This is a genomic window from Pseudomonas sp. R2-60-08W (assembly GCF_003852335.1).
In the GTDB taxonomy this organism is placed as follows: Bacteria; Pseudomonadota; Gammaproteobacteria; order Pseudomonadales; family Pseudomonadaceae; genus Aquipseudomonas.
Window position 1 is genome coordinate 4,140,977 of record NZ_CP027731.1, and the last position, 16,392, is coordinate 4,157,368.

Annotated in this window: 20 protein-coding genes; 8 read left to right on the forward strand and 12 right to left on the reverse strand. The window is 58.0% G+C overall.

The window, feature by feature from the left end:
* Positions 1 to 187: 187 nt before the first annotated feature.
* Positions 188 to 310, reverse strand: a complete 123-nt coding sequence (locus tag C4J90_RS27195) for a PA1414 family protein (RefSeq protein ID WP_017737772.1) — start codon at positions 308 to 310, stop codon at positions 188 to 190.
* Positions 311 to 453: 143 nt separating this feature from the next.
* A complete protein-coding gene (locus C4J90_RS18760) occupies positions 454 to 1,347 on the reverse strand; it encodes a LysR family transcriptional regulator (protein WP_124363846.1) in 894 nt (297 codons plus the stop codon).
* A gap of 103 nt (positions 1,348 to 1,450) precedes the next feature.
* Between C4J90_RS18760 and C4J90_RS18765 the strand changes: the two genes are divergently transcribed.
* Positions 1,451 to 2,650: an MFS transporter gene (locus tag C4J90_RS18765; RefSeq protein WP_124420550.1), complete on the forward strand. Its 1,200-nt coding sequence runs from the start codon at positions 1,451 to 1,453 to the stop codon at positions 2,648 to 2,650.
* Here C4J90_RS18765 and C4J90_RS18770 read toward each other — a convergent pair.
* From C4J90_RS18770 to C4J90_RS18780, 3 genes are all read right to left on the reverse strand, one after another.
* Positions 2,562 to 4,004, reverse strand: a complete 1,443-nt coding sequence (locus C4J90_RS18770; RefSeq protein ID WP_124420551.1) for an NCS1 family nucleobase:cation symporter-1 — start codon at positions 4,002 to 4,004, stop codon at positions 2,562 to 2,564. The genes C4J90_RS18765 and C4J90_RS18770 overlap by 89 nt on opposite strands.
* Positions 4,005 to 4,201: 197 nt before the next feature.
* Entirely contained in the window at positions 4,202 to 4,600 is a 399-nt protein-coding gene (locus tag C4J90_RS18775) for a DUF2177 family protein (protein ID WP_124363849.1), read from the reverse strand.
* Between the two features lie 53 nt (positions 4,601 to 4,653).
* Positions 4,654 to 5,490: a S1 RNA-binding domain-containing protein gene (locus C4J90_RS18780; RefSeq protein ID WP_057721276.1), complete on the reverse strand. Its 837-nt coding sequence runs from the start codon at positions 5,488 to 5,490 to the stop codon at positions 4,654 to 4,656.
* Positions 5,491 to 5,814: 324 nt separating this feature from the next.
* Here C4J90_RS18780 and C4J90_RS18785 point away from each other — a divergent pair, with 324 nt between their 5' ends.
* From C4J90_RS18785 to C4J90_RS18795, 3 genes are all read left to right on the forward strand, one after another.
* Positions 5,815 to 5,994, forward strand: a complete 180-nt coding sequence (locus tag C4J90_RS18785) for a hypothetical protein (protein WP_003193095.1) — start codon at positions 5,815 to 5,817, stop codon at positions 5,992 to 5,994.
* Positions 5,995 to 6,199: 205 nt separating this feature from the next.
* Entirely contained in the window at positions 6,200 to 6,922 is a 723-nt protein-coding gene (locus C4J90_RS18790) for a TorF family putative porin (RefSeq protein ID WP_124363851.1), read from the forward strand.
* A gap of 67 nt (positions 6,923 to 6,989) precedes the next feature.
* Positions 6,990 to 7,859, forward strand: coding sequence for a DUF6279 family lipoprotein (locus C4J90_RS18795; protein WP_124420552.1), 870 nt, complete (start codon positions 6,990 to 6,992; stop codon positions 7,857 to 7,859).
* A 41-nt stretch (positions 7,860 to 7,900) separates the two neighbouring features.
* On the opposite strand, the gene C4J90_RS18800 is transcribed toward C4J90_RS18795, so the two are convergent.
* Complete coding sequence (locus C4J90_RS18800) at positions 7,901 to 8,302, reverse strand: transcriptional regulator (protein WP_124363853.1); 402 nt, start codon at positions 8,300 to 8,302, stop codon at positions 7,901 to 7,903.
* A 156-nt stretch (positions 8,303 to 8,458) separates the two neighbouring features.
* On the opposite strand from C4J90_RS18800, the gene C4J90_RS18805 reads away from it, so the two are divergent.
* The gene (locus tag C4J90_RS18805) at positions 8,459 to 8,731 is read left to right on the forward strand and encodes a hypothetical protein (protein WP_124371465.1); all 273 of its coding nucleotides are present in this window, start codon (positions 8,459 to 8,461) and stop codon (positions 8,729 to 8,731) included.
* A gap of 115 nt (positions 8,732 to 8,846) precedes the next feature.
* Here C4J90_RS18805 and C4J90_RS18810 read toward each other — a convergent pair whose 3' ends face one another.
* Both C4J90_RS18810 and C4J90_RS18815 read right to left on the reverse strand, forming a co-directional pair.
* Complete coding sequence (locus C4J90_RS18810; protein WP_124363855.1) at positions 8,847 to 10,193, reverse strand: DEAD/DEAH box helicase; 1,347 nt, start codon at positions 10,191 to 10,193, stop codon at positions 8,847 to 8,849.
* 140 nt (positions 10,194 to 10,333) lie between these two features.
* Entirely contained in the window at positions 10,334 to 11,095 is a 762-nt protein-coding gene (locus C4J90_RS18815) for a methyltransferase domain-containing protein (protein WP_124420553.1), read from the reverse strand.
* 107 nt (positions 11,096 to 11,202) lie between these two features.
* On the opposite strand from C4J90_RS18815, the gene C4J90_RS18820 reads away from it, so the two are divergent.
* Together C4J90_RS18820 and C4J90_RS18825 are read left to right on the forward strand one after the other, a co-directional pair.
* Entirely contained in the window at positions 11,203 to 12,015 is an 813-nt protein-coding gene (locus C4J90_RS18820; protein ID WP_124420554.1) for a DUF1206 domain-containing protein, read from the forward strand.
* Positions 12,016 to 12,153: 138 nt separating this feature from the next.
* Positions 12,154 to 13,215: an SDR family oxidoreductase gene (locus C4J90_RS18825; protein ID WP_124420555.1), complete on the forward strand. Its 1,062-nt coding sequence runs from the start codon at positions 12,154 to 12,156 to the stop codon at positions 13,213 to 13,215.
* A 4-nt stretch (positions 13,216 to 13,219) separates the two neighbouring features.
* Here the strand turns inward: C4J90_RS18825 and C4J90_RS18830 are convergent, their stop codons facing one another.
* Positions 13,220 to 13,585 carry a histone-like nucleoid-structuring protein, MvaT/MvaU family gene (locus C4J90_RS18830; protein ID WP_124363859.1) on the reverse strand — a complete coding sequence of 122 codons (366 nt, stop codon included), beginning with the start codon at positions 13,583 to 13,585 and terminating at the stop codon, positions 13,220 to 13,222.
* A gap of 341 nt (positions 13,586 to 13,926) precedes the next feature.
* Between C4J90_RS18830 and C4J90_RS18835 the strand changes: the two genes are divergently transcribed.
* A complete protein-coding gene (locus C4J90_RS18835; RefSeq protein WP_124420556.1) occupies positions 13,927 to 14,244 on the forward strand; it encodes a hypothetical protein in 318 nt (105 codons plus the stop codon).
* On the opposite strand, the gene C4J90_RS18840 is transcribed toward C4J90_RS18835, so the two are convergent.
* The 3 genes from C4J90_RS18840 to C4J90_RS18850 form a co-directional block, all read right to left on the reverse strand.
* Positions 14,237 to 15,100 carry a carboxylate/amino acid/amine transporter gene (locus tag C4J90_RS18840; protein ID WP_124363861.1) on the reverse strand — a complete coding sequence of 288 codons (864 nt, stop codon included), beginning with the start codon at positions 15,098 to 15,100 and terminating at the stop codon, positions 14,237 to 14,239. The two genes, C4J90_RS18835 and C4J90_RS18840, sit on opposite strands and share 8 nt — an antisense overlap.
* Positions 15,101 to 15,303: 203 nt before the next feature.
* Entirely contained in the window at positions 15,304 to 15,903 is a 600-nt protein-coding gene (locus C4J90_RS18845) for an FMN-dependent NADH-azoreductase (RefSeq protein ID WP_124420557.1), read from the reverse strand.
* Between the two features lie 151 nt (positions 15,904 to 16,054).
* The gene (locus C4J90_RS18850; protein ID WP_124420558.1) at positions 16,055 to 16,369 is read right to left on the reverse strand and encodes a 3-phosphoglycerate kinase; all 315 of its coding nucleotides are present in this window, start codon (positions 16,367 to 16,369) and stop codon (positions 16,055 to 16,057) included.
* Positions 16,370 to 16,392: the final 23 nt, after the last annotated feature.

The following is a 16,392-nucleotide window of genomic DNA, read 5'->3' on the forward strand; positions in this document are numbered from 1 at the left end:
ACGAGTGGTCCAATTCCGACAGTTGAAAGTGAAGGAGCCAGGTGGCGTAACCGCTTTTCATACCTGCCACAAACAAATGTGGGAGCGGACTTGCTCGCGAATGCGGTAAACCAGTCAACTATCTATCGACTGACTCACCGCATCGCGAGCAAGCCCGCTCCCACAAGAATCCTGGGTTGGCTTGGGATCAGCGCCGACGAGGGCGGCGTTGCTCATCATCGGTACGAATCGGTACCGGCTGCAGCGGCGGCTCGATCAAACCCAGCGCAACGCCAAGGTCATGGAGCCAGGTTTGAATTTTCTCTTTCATGATTTGCCCCCTTTGAGGGTAATGCGAGTAGGCGCCTGTTCTGTCGCCGTTTCCTACATTGATAGTAGCGCTAAGTCTTACGTATTGCTTGTGCGAAAGCACAACGAACTATTACTGAATGGATCTGAATCCTGTCGGATCGTTCAAGCAATTTCACGCCTGTCTTGCAAGCACTCTGCCCGGTCCGACTGCTGCAGCTCGATCCATGCATTGAGGTTAGCGCCGAGCATACCCTTTCGCCACATCAACCAGGTGGTAGCAGTGGCAAAAGGCCCAGTCAGCGGATGAACGGACACGCTGTCCTTGCCTGGCAGGCTGTCGAGCATCGATTCAGACATCAACGCCACGCCGGAACCGGCGATGACACACGCGAGCATGCCTTGGTAAGACTCAATCTCGATGGCCCGGCCCATGGCCACGCGATCGTGGGAAAACCAGCTTTCCAGGCGGGTGCGATAAGCGCAGCTGCGGCGGAACGTGAATACCGAGCGGCCGGCGACGTCTTGGGGCCCGCGTACTGGCGGGTGGTCGGCTTCGCAAATGATCACCAGACGCTCTTCGCACAGCGGCACGCCGTCCAGCGTGGCCAAGGCCAGCGGGCCATCCACCAGCGCCGCATCCAGCCGTCCGGTGATCAAGCCTTCCAGCAGCTCGCCGCTCGGCGCAGATTGCACCTGCAGGTTCACCCTCGGGTAGGCCTTGTGATAACGCGCCAACAGTTTCGGCAAGTGAATCGCTGCCGTGCTGTACATGCTGCCGAGTACAAAATCACCGGCCGGTTGCCCGCCCTGCACGGCGCCGTGGGCTTCGTCGTGCAGCGCCAGTAGGCGGATGCTGTAGTCCAACAGCACTTTACCCGCAGGAGACAGCTGCAAACGCTGGCGTTCACGCACAAACAGCTCGACGCCGAGCTGTTCTTCCATCTGCTTGAGCCGGGTCGACAGGTTCGACGGCACGCGGTGCAGGCGCTCGGCGGCGCGGGTAATGGAGCCCTCCTCCGCCACCGCCTGGAAGATGCGCAGTTGACTGAACTCCATACCTTTCTCCAAAACTGAACAAGTTCATCACTATTATTCATTTTTACAGAAAGTCAATCCGCTTTAGCCTGACGGTCTTCGCTTTATTGCAGGACACCTGAACATGTCACCGCTGATTCGCTTAACCGCCAGCTTTGTCGCCTTGATGATGGCCATGGGCATCGGCCGCTTTGCCCTCACCCCTCAGATGCCGCATCTGCTCAGCGAAGGCCAGATCGACCTGACCGGCGCGGGGCTGATCGCGGCCGCCAATTACCTGGGGTACTTCGTGGGTGCCGTGGACTCGATATTCGCTCGCAGTCATCATCATATTAAGGGGCGCTTGTACGGTGGCCTGTGGCTCTGCGTGCTGCTGACCCTGGCGTCATACTGGGCCCACGGGTTCTGGCCGCACCTGTTGCTGCGTTTCGGCACCGGTGTCGCCAGCGCCTGGGCCCTGGTGATGATCACCAGCCTGAGCCAGCCACTGGCGATTGCCGCCGGCAGGCCGCGCCTGGGAGCGCTGGTATTTGCGGGGCCGGGGGTGGGAATTTTGCTGACGGGTTTGCTGGCGTTGGGCTCCAACCTGCTGGGACAAAGCTCCGCGACGCTGTGGTTGGTATATGGGGCAGTGGCACTGGTGATGCTACTGGCCATCCTGCCCTTCTTGCCGAAACCGAGCGCGTCGGTTGCACCCGCCCCCGGCACCGGCAATAACAGCAGCATTGCGCACTTAGGCTGGATCTACTTCCTGTACGGCCTGGGCTACATCATTCCGGCCACCTTCCTGTCGCAGATGGCCAGCGCGCAGTTCAAAGGCGCCTGGCAGGCCGACTTGTTCTGGCCTTGTTTCGGCCTGGCCGCCGCAACGGGCGTGGTGATTGCCAGCCTGCGCCGCAAGGACCCGAACACCACCCGGCGCTGGCTGATGACCACGCTATGGCTGCAAGCCGCTGGCGTGTTCACTTGCCTGCTGGGCAATGGCTGGGGGCTGGCGCTGGGGGTGTTACTGTGCGGTGCGCCGTTTCTGGCCTGTATGCAGTTGGTCATGGCACGCTTGCGCGAGGTAGCGCCCAATGGCTATCAACGCAACACCGGACTCTTGACCGCCAGCTTTGCGATCGGCCAATTGAGCGGCCCGCTGCTGGCTTCCGTGAGCAGCCACTGGAGCGGCAGCCTGCAACCGGCGTTGGTGATTGCCGGTTGCGGCCTGTTGGTGGCGGGCAGCGTATTGATCAGCCGGCGACCACAGGGGTCGGTACGCGAACCTTCTCGCGCCGCGTCAGCACCAAAAAAAACAGCCCGCCCAGCAAGCATCCGGTAAACCAGGCGAAATTGGCCATGCCCTGCAACGCCGGCGTGAAGGTGATCGCCACGCCCATCAGCGTCGCCGGCACCAAAGCCTTGACCGCCGTCCAGTTCACACCGCCATCGAAGTAATAGCGCCCGCTCGGGCTGTCATCGAACAGCGCATCCACGTCGATGCGCTGCTTTTTGACCAGGTAGAAATCCACCAGCAGGATGCCAAACAGTGGTCCGATAAATGCGGCGAGGATATCCAGGGTGTAATGGATCATCAGCGGGTTATTGAACAGGTTCCATGGCGTGATAAAGATCGATGCCACCGCCGCGATCATCCCCCCTGCGCGCCAACTGATTTTGCTTGGCGCAATGTTGGCGAAGTCGAACGCGGGCGAGACAAAGTTGGCGACGATATTGATACCGATGGTGGCGGTGACAAACGCAAAGGCACCCAACAGGACGGCCATGCTGTTGTCGATACGCGACACGGTGGCAATCGGGTCATGCAGCATTTCGCCAAACACCGGCAGGGTGCCCGAGACGATCACCACGGTAACCAGGGAGAACGCCAGGAAATTCACCGGCAGCCCCCAGAAATTGCCACGGCGCACGTCCTGCATGCTGCGGCAGTAGCGGCTGAAATCACCAAAATTCAAGGTCGGCCCGGAGAAGTACGACACCACCAGCGCCGTCGCCACGATCACCTGGCCGAACGCCTGCCAGCCCGACAGCGATTTTTCCGCCAGGGTAAAGCTGATATTCGCCCAGCCGGCCTTCCAGACAATCCAGCCGGCCAGGGCAAACATCACCGCGTACACCACCGGGCCGGCCCAGTCGATAAAACGGCGGATGGACTCCATGCCAGCCCAGAACACGGCGGCCTGCAATACCCACAGGCTGAGAAAGCCGAACCAGCCCAAGTAGGACAAACCCGCAAAATGCGGCTCGGCATATACGGCCATCGACGGGAAGAAGCGCAGCACCACGATGATCAAGGCACTCGACGCCAGGTACGTCTGAATTCCGTACCACGCTACCGCGATCAGGCCTCGGATCACCGCAGGAATATTCGCGCCAAACACGCCAAATGCCAGCCGGCAGATCACGGGGTAAGGCACCGCCGCTTGCTGACTCGGTTTGGCCACCAGGTTGGCGATCAGTTGCACAATGCAGATACCCGCGAGCAAGGCGATCAATACTTGCCAACTCGCCAGTCCCAGGGCAAACAGGCTGGCGGCGAAGACATAGCCGCCGACGCTGTGCACATCGCTCATCCAGAAGGCGAAGATGTTGTACCAGGTCCACTTTTGCGGCAGTGGGCCCAGATCCTGGTTGTATAACCGTGGGCTGTAGCCTTTGGGCAATTGCTCCGTCATCGCTGGACTCCTCGAAATATCGCCCTGCGCTGACGTAGCGGTATGCATACGGTCGGCTACACGGGTTGTATACGAGGCATTCAGCAGGATGCGTGCCAATGGCACACAATCCCCGTGGAACGGCGCTCCAAAGGGATTATCAAGGTTTAGCTATTATGGATATGCGCAGCAACGGTGCACGACAATCCTGTACACAATCACTGGCGCACCCGTTGTGCACACAGGTAGCCGACGGTGCAACAGATCGCTGTCAGAACCGTGCCCCACGCCATGTCCATCACCGCCAGGCCCGCAGACCAGCCTTGCAGCGTGGCCCAATTGCTCAGGTCGTAAGTGCCATAGGCGACCAACCCGAGCAAGGCGCCCAGACGCGCAGCGCGTTGCCAGCTGGCGCTGGGCAAGACCACGAACACCACGCAACCGAGGACGTACAGCAGATAAAACACGACCGCAGGTAACAGGCGCGGCTGGTCGAGCATCAGCGAGCCGAGCAGGCTTTTATAGGTGGGCCCCATGAGGACGCCTAGCCAAAGGCCGTCGAGCACAAGGAAGGCGAACAGGGTGCCAAGATAGGCAAACAGCGTTTTTTTCGACATTGGACCGGTCCACTGCAGGAGCGAGTTTGCTCCTACAGCAGAGCAAACCGCACTCAGCTTAGTTCAATGCGGTCCGCATGAATCACAATCTGCCCCTGCTTGTAGAGCGCACCAATGGCCTTTTTAAAGTTGCCTTTGCTCACGCCAAACAAGTTGCTGATGACAGCAGGATCGCTTTTATCACTGACCGGCAAGGTGCCGTTGTTGTCACGCAACTTGGCAAGAATCTTCGAGTTGAGGCTGGACGCCGCTTCCTGGCCAACCGGCTGCAGGCTCAGGCTGATGTTGCCATCGGCGCGGATCTCCTTGATAAAGCCTTTCTCTTCCTTGCCTGGGCGCAGGAACTTGAACACCTCGTTCTTGTGGATCAGGCCCCAGTGCTTGTTGTTGATGATCGCCTTGAAGCCCATGTCCGTGGCTTCGGCCACCAGCAGGTCGACTTCCTGGCCCACCTGGTAATTGGCCGGCGTTTTGTCCAGGTAGCGGTCAAGGCGCGCGGTGGCGGTGATGCGTTTGGTGTGCTTGTCGAGGTAGACATGCACTACGCAATACTCACCGGCGCTCAACTGACGCTTTTCTTCTGAGTAGGGCAGCAACAGGTCTTTTGGCAACCCCCAATCGAGGAAAACGCCGATACTGTTGACTTCCACCACTTTTAAACTGGCAAACTCGCCCACTTGAACTTTGGGTTTTTCAGTGGTGGCGATAAGTTTGTCATCGCTGTCCAGATAAATGAAAACGTTAAGCCAGTCTTCATCTTCACTGGGAATATCTTTGGGGATATACCGATTAGGCAAGAGGATTTCACCGTCCTGCGCACCATCCAGGTACAAACCAAAGTTAGTGTGTTTAACCACTTGCAAGCTGTTGTAGCGCCCGACTAAAGCCATTTCCAGATACCCTCATTGCGTGGGCGGTATTCTACCCGGTTTGTGTCAGGCACGCCCGCGCGCCTGAAAAATCCGCAGGCTGACGTGGCGCTACAATGGCACCGCCCCGCTCGTCTGATCATTCCTACAAATTTTACCGGTCGCCAACGCCCCGTCATCACAAGCTTTCGAGTTAAAACAGTAAGTTAGCTGATTAAATCATCGATCAAGTTCGGCGCGTATCCAGACGCTACGTTAATGTTTGAGGGATATTTGCCAAGCAATTGTCAAGTATTTCCTGTACGATGCCTGGCCAAGTTAATTTTCTACAGGTTAGTGGCCGCCATGCGTGTAAAAGCATCCAACAGCAAAGCAAAGCCAGCTCCCGCCGTTGAAACCAGCGAATCGATCAACAGCCAGATTGCTGCGTTTCTCAAGTCCGGTGGCGAAATCCAGCAAATTGCCAAGGGCGTAAGCGGCCAGACTTTCGGCCCGTCCAAGCAGATCAGCCTGGGCAAGAAGTAACACCTGCGCAACGCACCTGGTCCCTAAGCGTCTTGCCTTCAAGGCGCTAGGACTAGAGCCCGAAACACCCTCTGCTTCACCCTTTATTGCGCAAAAACGACGAACGGGCCTCACCTGCGCGCATTCGCCGGTATCCTTGCACACGTCTAGCACGGGCATCCGCCTGATTTTTCGTTACTGCTCCTCGCTTTTCATGGAGTGAAGCATGTTCAAACCCTGCACGTTTCTGATCGTCGCGCTAATCGCCAGTCCGCTTGCCCAAGCACAGATCTTCCAGCGCGAATTGGGCGACTTCGACCTTAAATTGGGCACCACGCCCAGCCGCAGCATGGCCCAGGGTCTGGTCAAGCCCACCGCGCCCGGCAGCGACTCGTTCCACGGTGGCCTGGACTTGAGCCACGACAGCGGCGTGTATTTCGGGCAGTTCTCGCCGAATATGGACCTGTCCTCCAAGAGCACGCTCGAAATTGATTCCTACATGGGTTTCAAACACCCTTTCGACCAGACCCTGGGCTACGAAGTCGGCCTCATCCACTACAGCTATCCCAAGCTCAGCCCCCTGGATAGCCAGGAGTTCTACGGTGGCCTGAACCTGTTGGGCAACCGCTTTGGCGCCTCCTTCAGCAACGACCCCGACCGCCAGGACAGCACGCTGTTTGCCGACCTCGGCGGTACCCAGCCTTTCGGCATTGGCGTCAGCATGAAGTACACCACCCATCAGCTGGGCACCCCGGTTTCGGTGGAAAACGGCTCCATCCGCACGTTCAGCGACTGGTCGGTACAGTTCTCCCGAGAATGGAAAGGCATTGACCTGGACTTGATCTACAGCGACTCCAGCCTCAGCGGCGGGGATTGTTCGGCCTACTCCGGACACAATTCGCAATGTGATGGGCTGTTGACCTTGAAGGCCGTGCGATCGTTTTATTGATGGGCTGAACTGTCGCCCCCGCCGCAGGTTCACATGCATTAACCTCCATCCGTGCAAGGATCCGCCCATGTTGCGTCGGCTCAAATTTCTGGCGTTATTGCTGACCCTGAGCCTGGCGCTCGCCGGCTGCAACCGCGTAGGCCTGGCCTACCGCAATCTCGATGTGATCATCCCCTGGACCCTCAACGACTACCTGGACATGAACGCCGGGCAAAAGAGCTGGTTCAACGACAGCCTCAAGCAGCACCTGGCATGGCACTGCACCACGCAATTGCCGGGTTACCTGGATTGGCTGGACCGCTCGCAAACGATGGTCGACAGCAATCAGGTCACGGACGCGGCCTTACAAACCCGTACCGTCGAAGCCAAGCAGGCCATCGACGAGATTGCGCGTGAAATCACCCCGACTGCGGTGCAATTGCTGCAAGGTCTGGATGACCAACAGGTCAAGGAGATGAACGACGCCCTGGCCAAAGACCTGCGCAAACGCCAGGACGAATACCTCAAGCCGCCACTGCCCCAGCAGATCAAGGAACGCGCCGAACGCATGAGCAAGCGCCTGGACGCCTGGATCGGCCCGCTCAGTACACGCCAGCAAAGCCGGGTGATGGCATGGTCCGTCGCGTTGGGCGATCAGAACACCGACTGGATCGGCAACCGCGCGCGCTGGCAGGCTCAATTCATCGACGCCGTGCAGCAACGCCAAAGCGCCGACTTCCCGCGCAAGATGCAGCAACTGCTGGTCGACCGTGAAAGCCTGTGGACCCCGGAGTACCGCAGCGCCTACGCACAGACGGAGGCCGCCGCGCGCAGCCTGATCGTCGACCTGATGGCTGAAAGCACCGCGCAGCAACGCCTGAAGCTGACTCAGAAAATCGACGCTGTGCGCAATGACTTCAAGGCGCTGAAGTGCCTGAAGGCCACACCTTCCCAATAAACGTGGAAGCGGGCACACCCGCTACCACTCGCGCGTGAACGCTAAATCGCACCACCAGCGATAGCCGCCTCGGACGCGACACGATCAAAGGTTTGTTCATCCAGCGCGTCGTCCTGCTGGTCCAGCACATGACGCGGGTGATTCTCCCCCGGGATTGAGCTATCAATCAGCGAGAGCAGGCTTGCACCTCGCGGGGTCAGAATGAAATTCTCACCATTGCCGCCCTCTTCCTCGGGGCGCGACTCGATAAACCCGCGCTTGAACAACAGCGCTTCATAATCGGCGGCGGTCTTCTTCAACGCATCCAGATTGCCGGTGGGCTCACCCGCCGTGGCCTTCTCGGCGGCTTCCTGCTCAGCGTATTTGCGGGGAGCAAAGCTGCCCTCGCCGTTTTGCACTTCATGCAACAGCCGCTCGATCAGATCCCAGTTGTAAGTCGTCATCCTGATTCCTCCTGCAGGCGTAGAAAAATTAGCCCGTCAGAACTAGTGACCCGCCCGCGCGCTGGCCGTTCAGCTGGATGGACGGGGCGTCATTTCCCTGAACTTTCCAGGCGTTTGCCCCCTCAACCGAACATCATAGCCAAGGAGGTCCGAACTATGAAAACCCTGATGAACCTGGCCATTGCCGCCACGCTGCTGGGCGCCCTGCCCGCCTGGGCTTGCACGCCCGAAGAGGCCACGGCCAAGCGTGAGGCGCTGGCCAAGGAAGTGAGCCGGCTCACTGAGCAGAACCCTGCCAAAGCCAAGGAGATGAATGACCAGTTGCAGAAGATGGATCTGGACACCGAAAGCGCGCAATTTCCCGACAAATGCCAGTTGATCGATGCCCGGCTCAAAGAGTTGAAGGAAGCTGCTGCCAAGACTGAATGAATGAAGAGCGGCGCGGAGCGCCACTGGCTGCGCTCCCACGCGGAGCATGGGAGCGATCAAACTGAGCGCATAAAAAAACCGGACAATGTCCGGCTTTTTTCGTCTGGCGCAGGCCTTACTCGGCAGCGGGTGCTTCCGGCTTGCGGCGCTTGAGCGGGGCCATGCCGTCCTTGCTGACGAGCGACAGGTTGTCGGTCTTCGGCCGGTTGGCGATCTTGCGCTTGGTCGGCGACTTGGCGCCGGCTTTCTTCTTGTCGCCCTTGGCGTCAGTCTTTTTCTTCTTCACGCCGACAGCCTTGCCCGACGCCTTGACCTTCTTCGGCCCAGTGTAGGTGCCTTTGACTTCCTTGATGGTGCGGCGCTCGAACGATTGCTTAAGATAGCGCTCGATGCTCGACATCAGGTTCCAGTCGCCGTGGCAGATCAGCGAGATGGCCAGGCCATCGTTGCCGGCACGCCCGGTACGGCCGATACGGTGAACGTATTCGTCGCCGCTGCGCGGCATGTCGAAGTTGATCACCAGGTCCAGGCCATCTACGTCAAGGCCGCGCGCGGCGACGTCGGTGGCGACCAGGATCTTCACGCCACCGGCCTTGAGGCGGTCGATGGCCAGCTTGCGATCCTTCTGGTCCTTTTCGCCGTGCAGCACGAACGCCTTGTATTCCTGCGCCACCAGGCGGCCGTAGATGCGGTCGGCAGCGGCCCGGGTATTGGTGAACACGATCGCCTTCTGGTAGGTCTCGTTGGCCAGCAGCCAGTTAAGGATCTGTTCCTTGTGCACGTTGTGGTCAGCAGTGACGATCTGCTGACGTGTGGTCGCGTTCAGATCGCTGACGTTGTTGACCTGCAGGTGCTCGGGATCGTTCAGGACCTTGGCGACCATCTCGCGCAGGGTCGAGCCGCCGGTGGTGGCGGAGAACAACATGGTCTGCTGGCGGTTGACGCACTCGGCCACCAGGCGTTGCACGTCATCAGCAAACCCCATGTCGAGCATGCGGTCGGCTTCGTCAAGCACCAGCACTTCGACTTCCTTGAGGTCGAGATTGCCAGCATTGAGTTGCTCGATCATGCGCCCTGGGGTGCCGATCAGGATGTCCGGCACCTTGCGCAGCATGGCGGCCTGGACCTTGAAGTCTTCACCGCCGGTGATCAGGCCGGACTTGATGAAGGTGAACTGCGAAAAGCGCTCCACTTCCTTCAAGGTCTGCTGGGCCAGCTCGCGGGTCGGCAGCAGGATCAGGGTCTTGATGCTGACGCGGACTTTGGCCGGGCCGATCAGGCGGTTGAGAATCGGCAGGACGAACGCAGCGGTCTTGCCGCTACCGGTTTGCGCCGTCACCCGCAGGTCACGCCCTTGGAGCGCGAGCGGGATGGCCGCTGCTTGCACAGGCGTAGGCTCGACAAATTTAAGCTCGGCCACGGCTTTGAGCAGGCGTTCGTGCAGGGCGAATTGGGAAAACACGGGTGCTACCTCGAAGAAATACAAAATATCAGCTGCATAGGGTACCGGTTTCGGGCGTCCAAACCGAGTTTCTTTACGCGAACAGGGCCAATCAGCTGTTTTTTATCAGCATTTTTCTCCCCGTACCGAGGTGCCTGGGATCAAGACTGCCCCGGCTTATAGGCCCACGCCCCGAACATTACGTCCCCGACGTATATCCCACCTGACTGCGTTCGCTCATCAATCAGACGTTGTTCCAGCGTTTCAATGTTGACCTCATCTGGTGTCGCAACCCCCAGCGCGACTATGCGTGGCAAGCAGGCACGTACGATGTAGCCCAGGCCGTAAGGTGTATCAGGGGTTTGTACGACGCACTCGGCACGCACATCCGCGACACGCAATCCGGCAGTGGTGAAGATACCGTGCAGGTTAAAGCCGATATGCAAGTCGGCGCCTTCGCGCGCGATCATCTGCTGTATCCAGCCTTGCGCCGCTCTGTGCAGGGTGAAGGCATCAATACTGGCTGGGGCCATCGTCGTATCATGCTCCTGGAACACCATTACCCCGCCTGGATGAAGATGCTTGGCCAGTGCGCTGACGGTGGCCACGGTATCTGCCTGGTACATGAGCACTCGTCTGCCCACGATGGCGTCGAACATGCCGATAGATTCACTAAGGTCGAGTAACCCGCTTTGAATGAAAGTGGGCACAGGGTACTTATCGGATGCCTCGCGTTTGCGCGCTGTAGCAAGCGCATTATCATCGTGATCAACCCCGACGACTTCACCCGTCTTGCCGACCAGCGTGCTTAGCAGGAAGGAAACGTCCCCCGCTCCGCATCCAACATCCAGAACACGCATGCCATCACGTATTCCTGCATCAATAAGAAGTTGTTTGGTGAAGTCACGCTTGGCAAGGTTCATGTCTTGGCTCCGAAATTCAGCCCGGAGTCTGACGGACGCTTGCTGTTAATAGAACCCCACCCAGCGAGAGGGGTCTGCTTTTGTATCAAAGCTCGGGAATACATCGAATGTCCGCACAACAAGGCCTGGTAATACTCGCTCGGGGAGGCTACGCCGCTCGGGGCGTGCTGTATTTGATCATCGGCATCTTCGCACTGCTGGCAGCACAAGATTCGACAAAGCCGAAAGACAGCCACAAGAGCCTGGAAGCACTGCTTAGCCAACCCTTCGGCTATTTTCTCGTTGGGGTTGTGGTGGCGGGCCTACTCGCATTTGCGGCTTGGCGCGTTCTGCAAGCTACGCGTGATGTGGACCATCATGGCAAAGAACTTAAGGGCTTGGTAATTCGCGCGGGTCTGTTAGCGGGAGGTATGGTTAACGGCGCTCTCGCGCTCTTTGCATTGGGCCTGCTTATTAGCGGCATTAAAAGCTCGGGTAATTCCAGCGGGCAGACCAAAGACTGGCTGGCGCATCTCTTGTCATGGGATCACTCGAATGTGTTGGTGTACCTGATCGCACTCGTTCCGCTGGGTGTGGGTATTGCTCATATCATCAAGGGGTGGAAAGCCTCGTTCGAGAAATATTTTGAGGCCGATGAAGACGTCATGCAGTACGTCCGCCCAGTGTCGCGATTCGGCCTAATTGCCCGTGGAGTAGTTTTTATAGAGATTGCGTTGCTGCTGGCAATCAGCGGTTCCACTTATCAAGCCATGAATCCACCGGGTATGAAAGAAGCCCTGGACGCGCTGCAGAATCTTCCAGCGGGATGGCTGATGTTGATGGTGATGGCCTTGGGGCTGATTGCTTTTTCGGCGTACAGCTTTTCTGAAGCCTTCTGGCGCAAGATCAATATGGATGTGCCGGGGGTGCCGAGGCCGTAGTTCCGTGCCGGCTCAGCGAAGGGTTGGGCCAGCTCTACCTTGTGCCGTGCAGCTCAATGCGGATCCGGTTCAGGTTCAGGTTCAGGTTGAACCTCTGTTGCTCAGGCGCACTCCCAAACCTAAATCCAGGAGAAACGTATGAGCCAGACAGCTTTAGTCGTGGGCGCCAGCGGAATCGTCGGCAGCGCCATCACTCAGTTACTGATCGACAACAAATGGCAGGTCGCCGCGCTGTCGAGGCATCCGTCGCAAGCGCAAGGTGTTATCCCGGTCGCGGCAGACCTTCAGGATCCAGCTTCGCTGCAACATGCGCTGGCGGATTTGAAACCCACGCATGTGTTCATTACTACATGGTCACGGCAAGCAACGGAGGCCGAGAACATTCGCGTTAATGCCGCCATGGTACGCAATGTGCTCACCGCCATTCGCCCAGCCAAGAGCGTTGAGCACGTGGCCCTGGTTACTGGCCTGAAACATTACCTCGGCCCGTTCGAAGCGTATGGTAAGGGCAGCCTTCCGCAAACACCGTTTCGCGAAGAACAGGGTCGTCTGGATATCGAAAATTTCTACTACGCCCAGGAAGACGAACTATTCGCCGCCGCTGAAAAGGACGGCTTCACATGGAGCGTTCATCGCCCGCATACCGTCACCGGGGTTGCGGTAGGCAACGCGATGAATATGGCAACCACCCTCGCCGTCTATGCCTCGATTTGCAAACAAACCCATCGCCCTTTTGTGTTTCCCGGATCAAAAGTGCAGTGGGACAGCCTCACCGATATGACGGATGCACGGCAGTTGGCGAAACAACAACTGTGGGCGGCCACCACGCCGGCTGCGGCCAATCAGGCATTCAACGTCACCAATGGCGATGTATTCCGTTGGAAATGGATGTGGGGCCGAATTGCCGACTATTTCGCCTTGCCTGCTGCCGATTATCCCGCTTCGCTCTCTCCCCTTGAGAAGCAGATGGCTGACGATCAAGCCGCATGGACGCAAATAGTCGCGGAACACGGCCTGAAAGAACCCGATATAGGTCGCCTGGTGTCCCCATGGCACACGGATGCAGACCTTGGTCGCCCCATTGAAGTTGTCACGGATATGTCAAAAAGCCGTGCCATGGGCTTTACCGCCTACCAGGCGAGCGATCAAGCATTTTTCGACGTGTTCGACAAACTACGCGATATGCACTTGATACCTTAGGTCGTCACTTCGCCAGCCAGGATTCAACAGTCGCGGAGCCATGTTCTGCTTTCCAAGCCTTTAATGTTTTGTGATTGCCGCCCTTGGTTTCGACGACTTCACCGGTATGAGGGTTTTTATAAACTTTCAACTGGCGTGGCTTGCGGCTGCCGGCTTTGAATTCGACGGCTGGAGCGCGACGCCCTGCTTGTGGATCAAGCAAGTTGATAACGTCCTTCAGGCTGTAGCTGTATTTTGCGAGTAAATCGCGCAGCTTCGTTTCGAATTCAATTTCTTTCTTGAGGCCGGCATCACCCTTCAAAGCTTCGAGGGCCTGAAGCTGTTCGGCAAGGTGTTTTTCGAGCTGGCGGAATTCTGCGAGTTTAGACATTGGAAACCTCTTCTAGATGTGTTGTTACGTTACACCAAAAAAGCCCCGAGCATGAGCTGATAGAACTGTAAGCGTACGCCCTATTAATAAATTGAATCCGAGGTAACGGACCAGGGTCATTTACTATGAGAGTAGAAGACGGCAAAGCAACGGGGGACATTTATGAGCCTTGCAATGACAATCTTCAGCATCATCGCCGCATGGATGTCGGTAGCCATTTCTATGTTGTGGGGAGTGTTGCGGATCACACGTAGGTATCACTCCCATCGTCAAAGTAACCCTGGCTGGGAGTACCAACCCAAACTGAGCCCGACAGCATAACGAGCCCCTCGGAGCCATTGATGTATCCAAAAACGCCCGATGGCCGCTATTTCGTAGTCAACGGCAAACTCTGGCGATGCAGTAATCCTTTACTACCCTCAGACGTTCGGCAGCGTTTGGTTAACGAACTGATGGACGCGCGTCGTGAAGTAAAAACCGCGAAAGCGTCAGGTGATGAGGGCCAGCTGAAAAGCGCGAGGGCGAAGGTTCAAAAGGCCAAGGTTGATCTGGGTGAGCGCGGGCCCGTCTGGTGGGATGACGGTTCACCCGACTTCAATCAATGTCAGGTGAAAAACACGCCCTATTCGGCCTGGCACACGTCTCTCGCTGCTATGTAAGCGACGCCCGTTTGATCCCCAACCGACTGACCCACACCGCCGCCAGAATCACCAGGCCGCCGAGGGCCAGTCGTCCCAGCGGCTCATGCTGGTTCCAGATCAGCAGGTTCAGCAGCAGCCCCACCGGCACATGCAGGTTGTTCACCACCGCGAGGGTGCCGCCATTGACCAGGCAGGCCCCCTTGTTCCACCAGTACATGCCCAGCGCAGTGCTGACCAGCCCCAGAAACACCAGCACGCCCCATTGCAGCGGCGCCTGGGGCAGGAAGTCCGCCTTGCCGAACAGCAGGAACGCCGGTAACACCACCACCAAGGCGCCCAGATAGAAATAGCCGAAACGCCGGTAGTGCGGCTGATCACTTGGATAGCGCGCCACCAAGTGCTTGTACATGACCTGCCCGGCGGCGTAGGTGAAGTTGGCCAGTTGCAGCAGCAAAAAGCCCATCAAGAAGTGCGGCGTGATCTGGTCGAAGCGGATTACCGCCGCGCCCGCCACCGCCACCAGCGCGGCGACCAGTGCCCAGGGATTGAAGCGCCGGTTGAGCGCGTCTTCGATCAGGGTGACGTGCAACGGTGTCAGGACAGTGAACAGCAACACCTCCGGCACCGTCAGTACGCGAAAGCTCAGGTAGAGGCACACGTAGGTCACGCCGAACTGCAGCGCACCGATGATCAGCATGCTGCGCATGAATGCCGGTTCCACCGCGCGCCAGCGGGTCAATGGAATGAAGATCAGCCCGGCCAGGACCACGCGCACCAGTACCGCGAAGTAGCTGTCGACGTGACCGGCGAGGTATTCGCCGATCAAGCTGAAGGAAAATGCCTGAATCAGGGTAACAACCAGTAAATAGCCCATGTGCGCCTCGTTTCGAATGGGCGCGACATTAAAGCTTTTCGATGTTTGAAGAAACTCGAGGCAAAAAAAACCCGACCTCGCTAAAGCGGCAGTCGGGCAGGAGCACTCAGGAGCAACAAGTGCAAAGGGAGGTTCGGTACGCGTACTTGAAGGGATTGCGTGGCGCTAGATAAACACCGGGGGATTATCTGGCGATTAAAGGATCAAGCCACTTGGGCAAGCAGTGCCTTTGCATGGTTGAGGCCTTTTTCCTGGAAGTCACCGCTCAGGTTCACGCCTTCGGCATGGATGAAGGTGACGTCATGAATCCCGATAAAGGCCATGACCTGGCGCAGGTACGGTTCCTGATGGTCCGATGCAGCGCCGGTGTGAAAGCCGCCACGGGCGGTGAGCACGATGGCGCGCTTGCCAGTCAGCAAACCTTGCGGCCCGGTGGCGGTGTACTTGAAGGTAACCCCGGCGCGCAGCACATGGTCCAGCCAGGCCTTGAGGGTGCTGGGGATGGCGAAGTTATACATCGGCGCCGCCATTACCAGGACGTCTGCAGCGAGCAATTCGTCGGTCAATGCGTTGGAGCGGTCCAGGGAGGCCTGTTCGATCGGGCTGCGCTGTTCGGTAGGCTTCATCCAGCCGCCCAGCAGGTTGGCATCGAGGTGGGGCACCGGGTTGAGCGCCACGTCGCGCACGGTGATCCGATCGCCTGGATGAGTGGCCTGCCATTGACTGATGAACTGCTGGGTCAGTTGGCGGGAAATCGAATCCTGCTGGCGAGCGCTGCTTTCGATGATCAGAACGTTGGACATGGCCATGTAGGCTCCATCGGTAAATGCTGTAAGTCGATGGAGAAAAGATTAACCAGGGCCCATTCGATTAAAAAGCACAAAAAACTGCTATAACCCATCTATAAATTTGTTTATAAGCGGAGTAATTCCTTGGGCATGCTCCGCTTTTGCTTTATTTCGGCCCGCACGTCAGGGCGATGCGCATCTTGATGATCGCGCGGTTGAACTTGACCGTGGTGTTAGTGCTTTTGCCCGCAGGTACGGTGACAGTACGACGACGCGGCGCTTCAGGGCCGTTGGTAAAGACCACCGAACACACCGCCGCTGTCGTGCCGTAGTTGTTGAGCTGAATCGAACTGATATCGCCGTCCACATCGGACGCGGTGTAATCGATGCTTACATCATCGATCTTTTTCGTCACGTCGATGGGATAGGCAAACGCGCTCATCGGCAGCAGCGCCAGCAACACACAACAGAATTTTCTCATTCGGCAGTCTCCAATAAGGACCG

Coding starts and splice junctions, on each gene's coding strand:
- C4J90_RS18770 (WP_124420551.1), bottom strand. CDS start 4,004: ATGACGGAGCAATTGCCCAAAGGCTACAGCCCACGGTTATACAACCAG.
- C4J90_RS18780 (WP_057721276.1), bottom strand. CDS start 5,490: ATGGCTTTAGTCGGGCGCTACAACAGCTTGCAAGTGGTTAAACACACT.
- C4J90_RS18825 (WP_124420555.1), top strand. CDS start 12,154: ATGAGCCAGACAGCTTTAGTCGTGGGCGCCAGCGGAATCGTCGGCAGC.
- C4J90_RS18800 (WP_124363853.1), bottom strand. CDS start 8,302: ATGACGACTTACAACTGGGATCTGATCGAGCGGCTGTTGCATGAAGTG.
- C4J90_RS18820 (WP_124420554.1), top strand. CDS start 11,203: ATGTCCGCACAACAAGGCCTGGTAATACTCGCTCGGGGAGGCTACGCC.
- C4J90_RS18830 (WP_124363859.1), bottom strand. CDS start 13,585: ATGTCTAAACTCGCAGAATTCCGCCAGCTCGAAAAACACCTTGCCGAA.
- C4J90_RS18775 (WP_124363849.1), bottom strand. CDS start 4,600: ATGTCGAAAAAAACGCTGTTTGCCTATCTTGGCACCCTGTTCGCCTTC.
- C4J90_RS18850 (WP_124420558.1), bottom strand. CDS start 16,369: ATGAGAAAATTCTGTTGTGTGTTGCTGGCGCTGCTGCCGATGAGCGCG.
- C4J90_RS18760 (WP_124363846.1), bottom strand. CDS start 1,347: ATGGAGTTCAGTCAACTGCGCATCTTCCAGGCGGTGGCGGAGGAGGGC.
- C4J90_RS18805 (WP_124371465.1), top strand. CDS start 8,459: ATGAAAACCCTGATGAACCTGGCCATTGCCGCCACGCTGCTGGGCGCC.
- C4J90_RS27195 (WP_017737772.1), bottom strand. CDS start 310: ATGAAAGAGAAAATTCAAACCTGGCTCCATGACCTTGGCGTTGCGCTG.
- C4J90_RS18840 (WP_124363861.1), bottom strand. CDS start 15,100: ATGGGCTATTTACTGGTTGTTACCCTGATTCAGGCATTTTCCTTCAGC.
- C4J90_RS18845 (WP_124420557.1), bottom strand. CDS start 15,903: ATGTCCAACGTTCTGATCATCGAAAGCAGCGCTCGCCAGCAGGATTCG.
- C4J90_RS18835 (WP_124420556.1), top strand. CDS start 13,927: ATGTATCCAAAAACGCCCGATGGCCGCTATTTCGTAGTCAACGGCAAA.
- C4J90_RS18790 (WP_124363851.1), top strand. CDS start 6,200: ATGTTCAAACCCTGCACGTTTCTGATCGTCGCGCTAATCGCCAGTCCG.
- C4J90_RS18785 (WP_003193095.1), top strand. CDS start 5,815: ATGCGTGTAAAAGCATCCAACAGCAAAGCAAAGCCAGCTCCCGCCGTT.
- C4J90_RS18815 (WP_124420553.1), bottom strand. CDS start 11,095: ATGAACCTTGCCAAGCGTGACTTCACCAAACAACTTCTTATTGATGCA.
- C4J90_RS18765 (WP_124420550.1), top strand. CDS start 1,451: ATGTCACCGCTGATTCGCTTAACCGCCAGCTTTGTCGCCTTGATGATG.
- C4J90_RS18795 (WP_124420552.1), top strand. CDS start 6,990: ATGTTGCGTCGGCTCAAATTTCTGGCGTTATTGCTGACCCTGAGCCTG.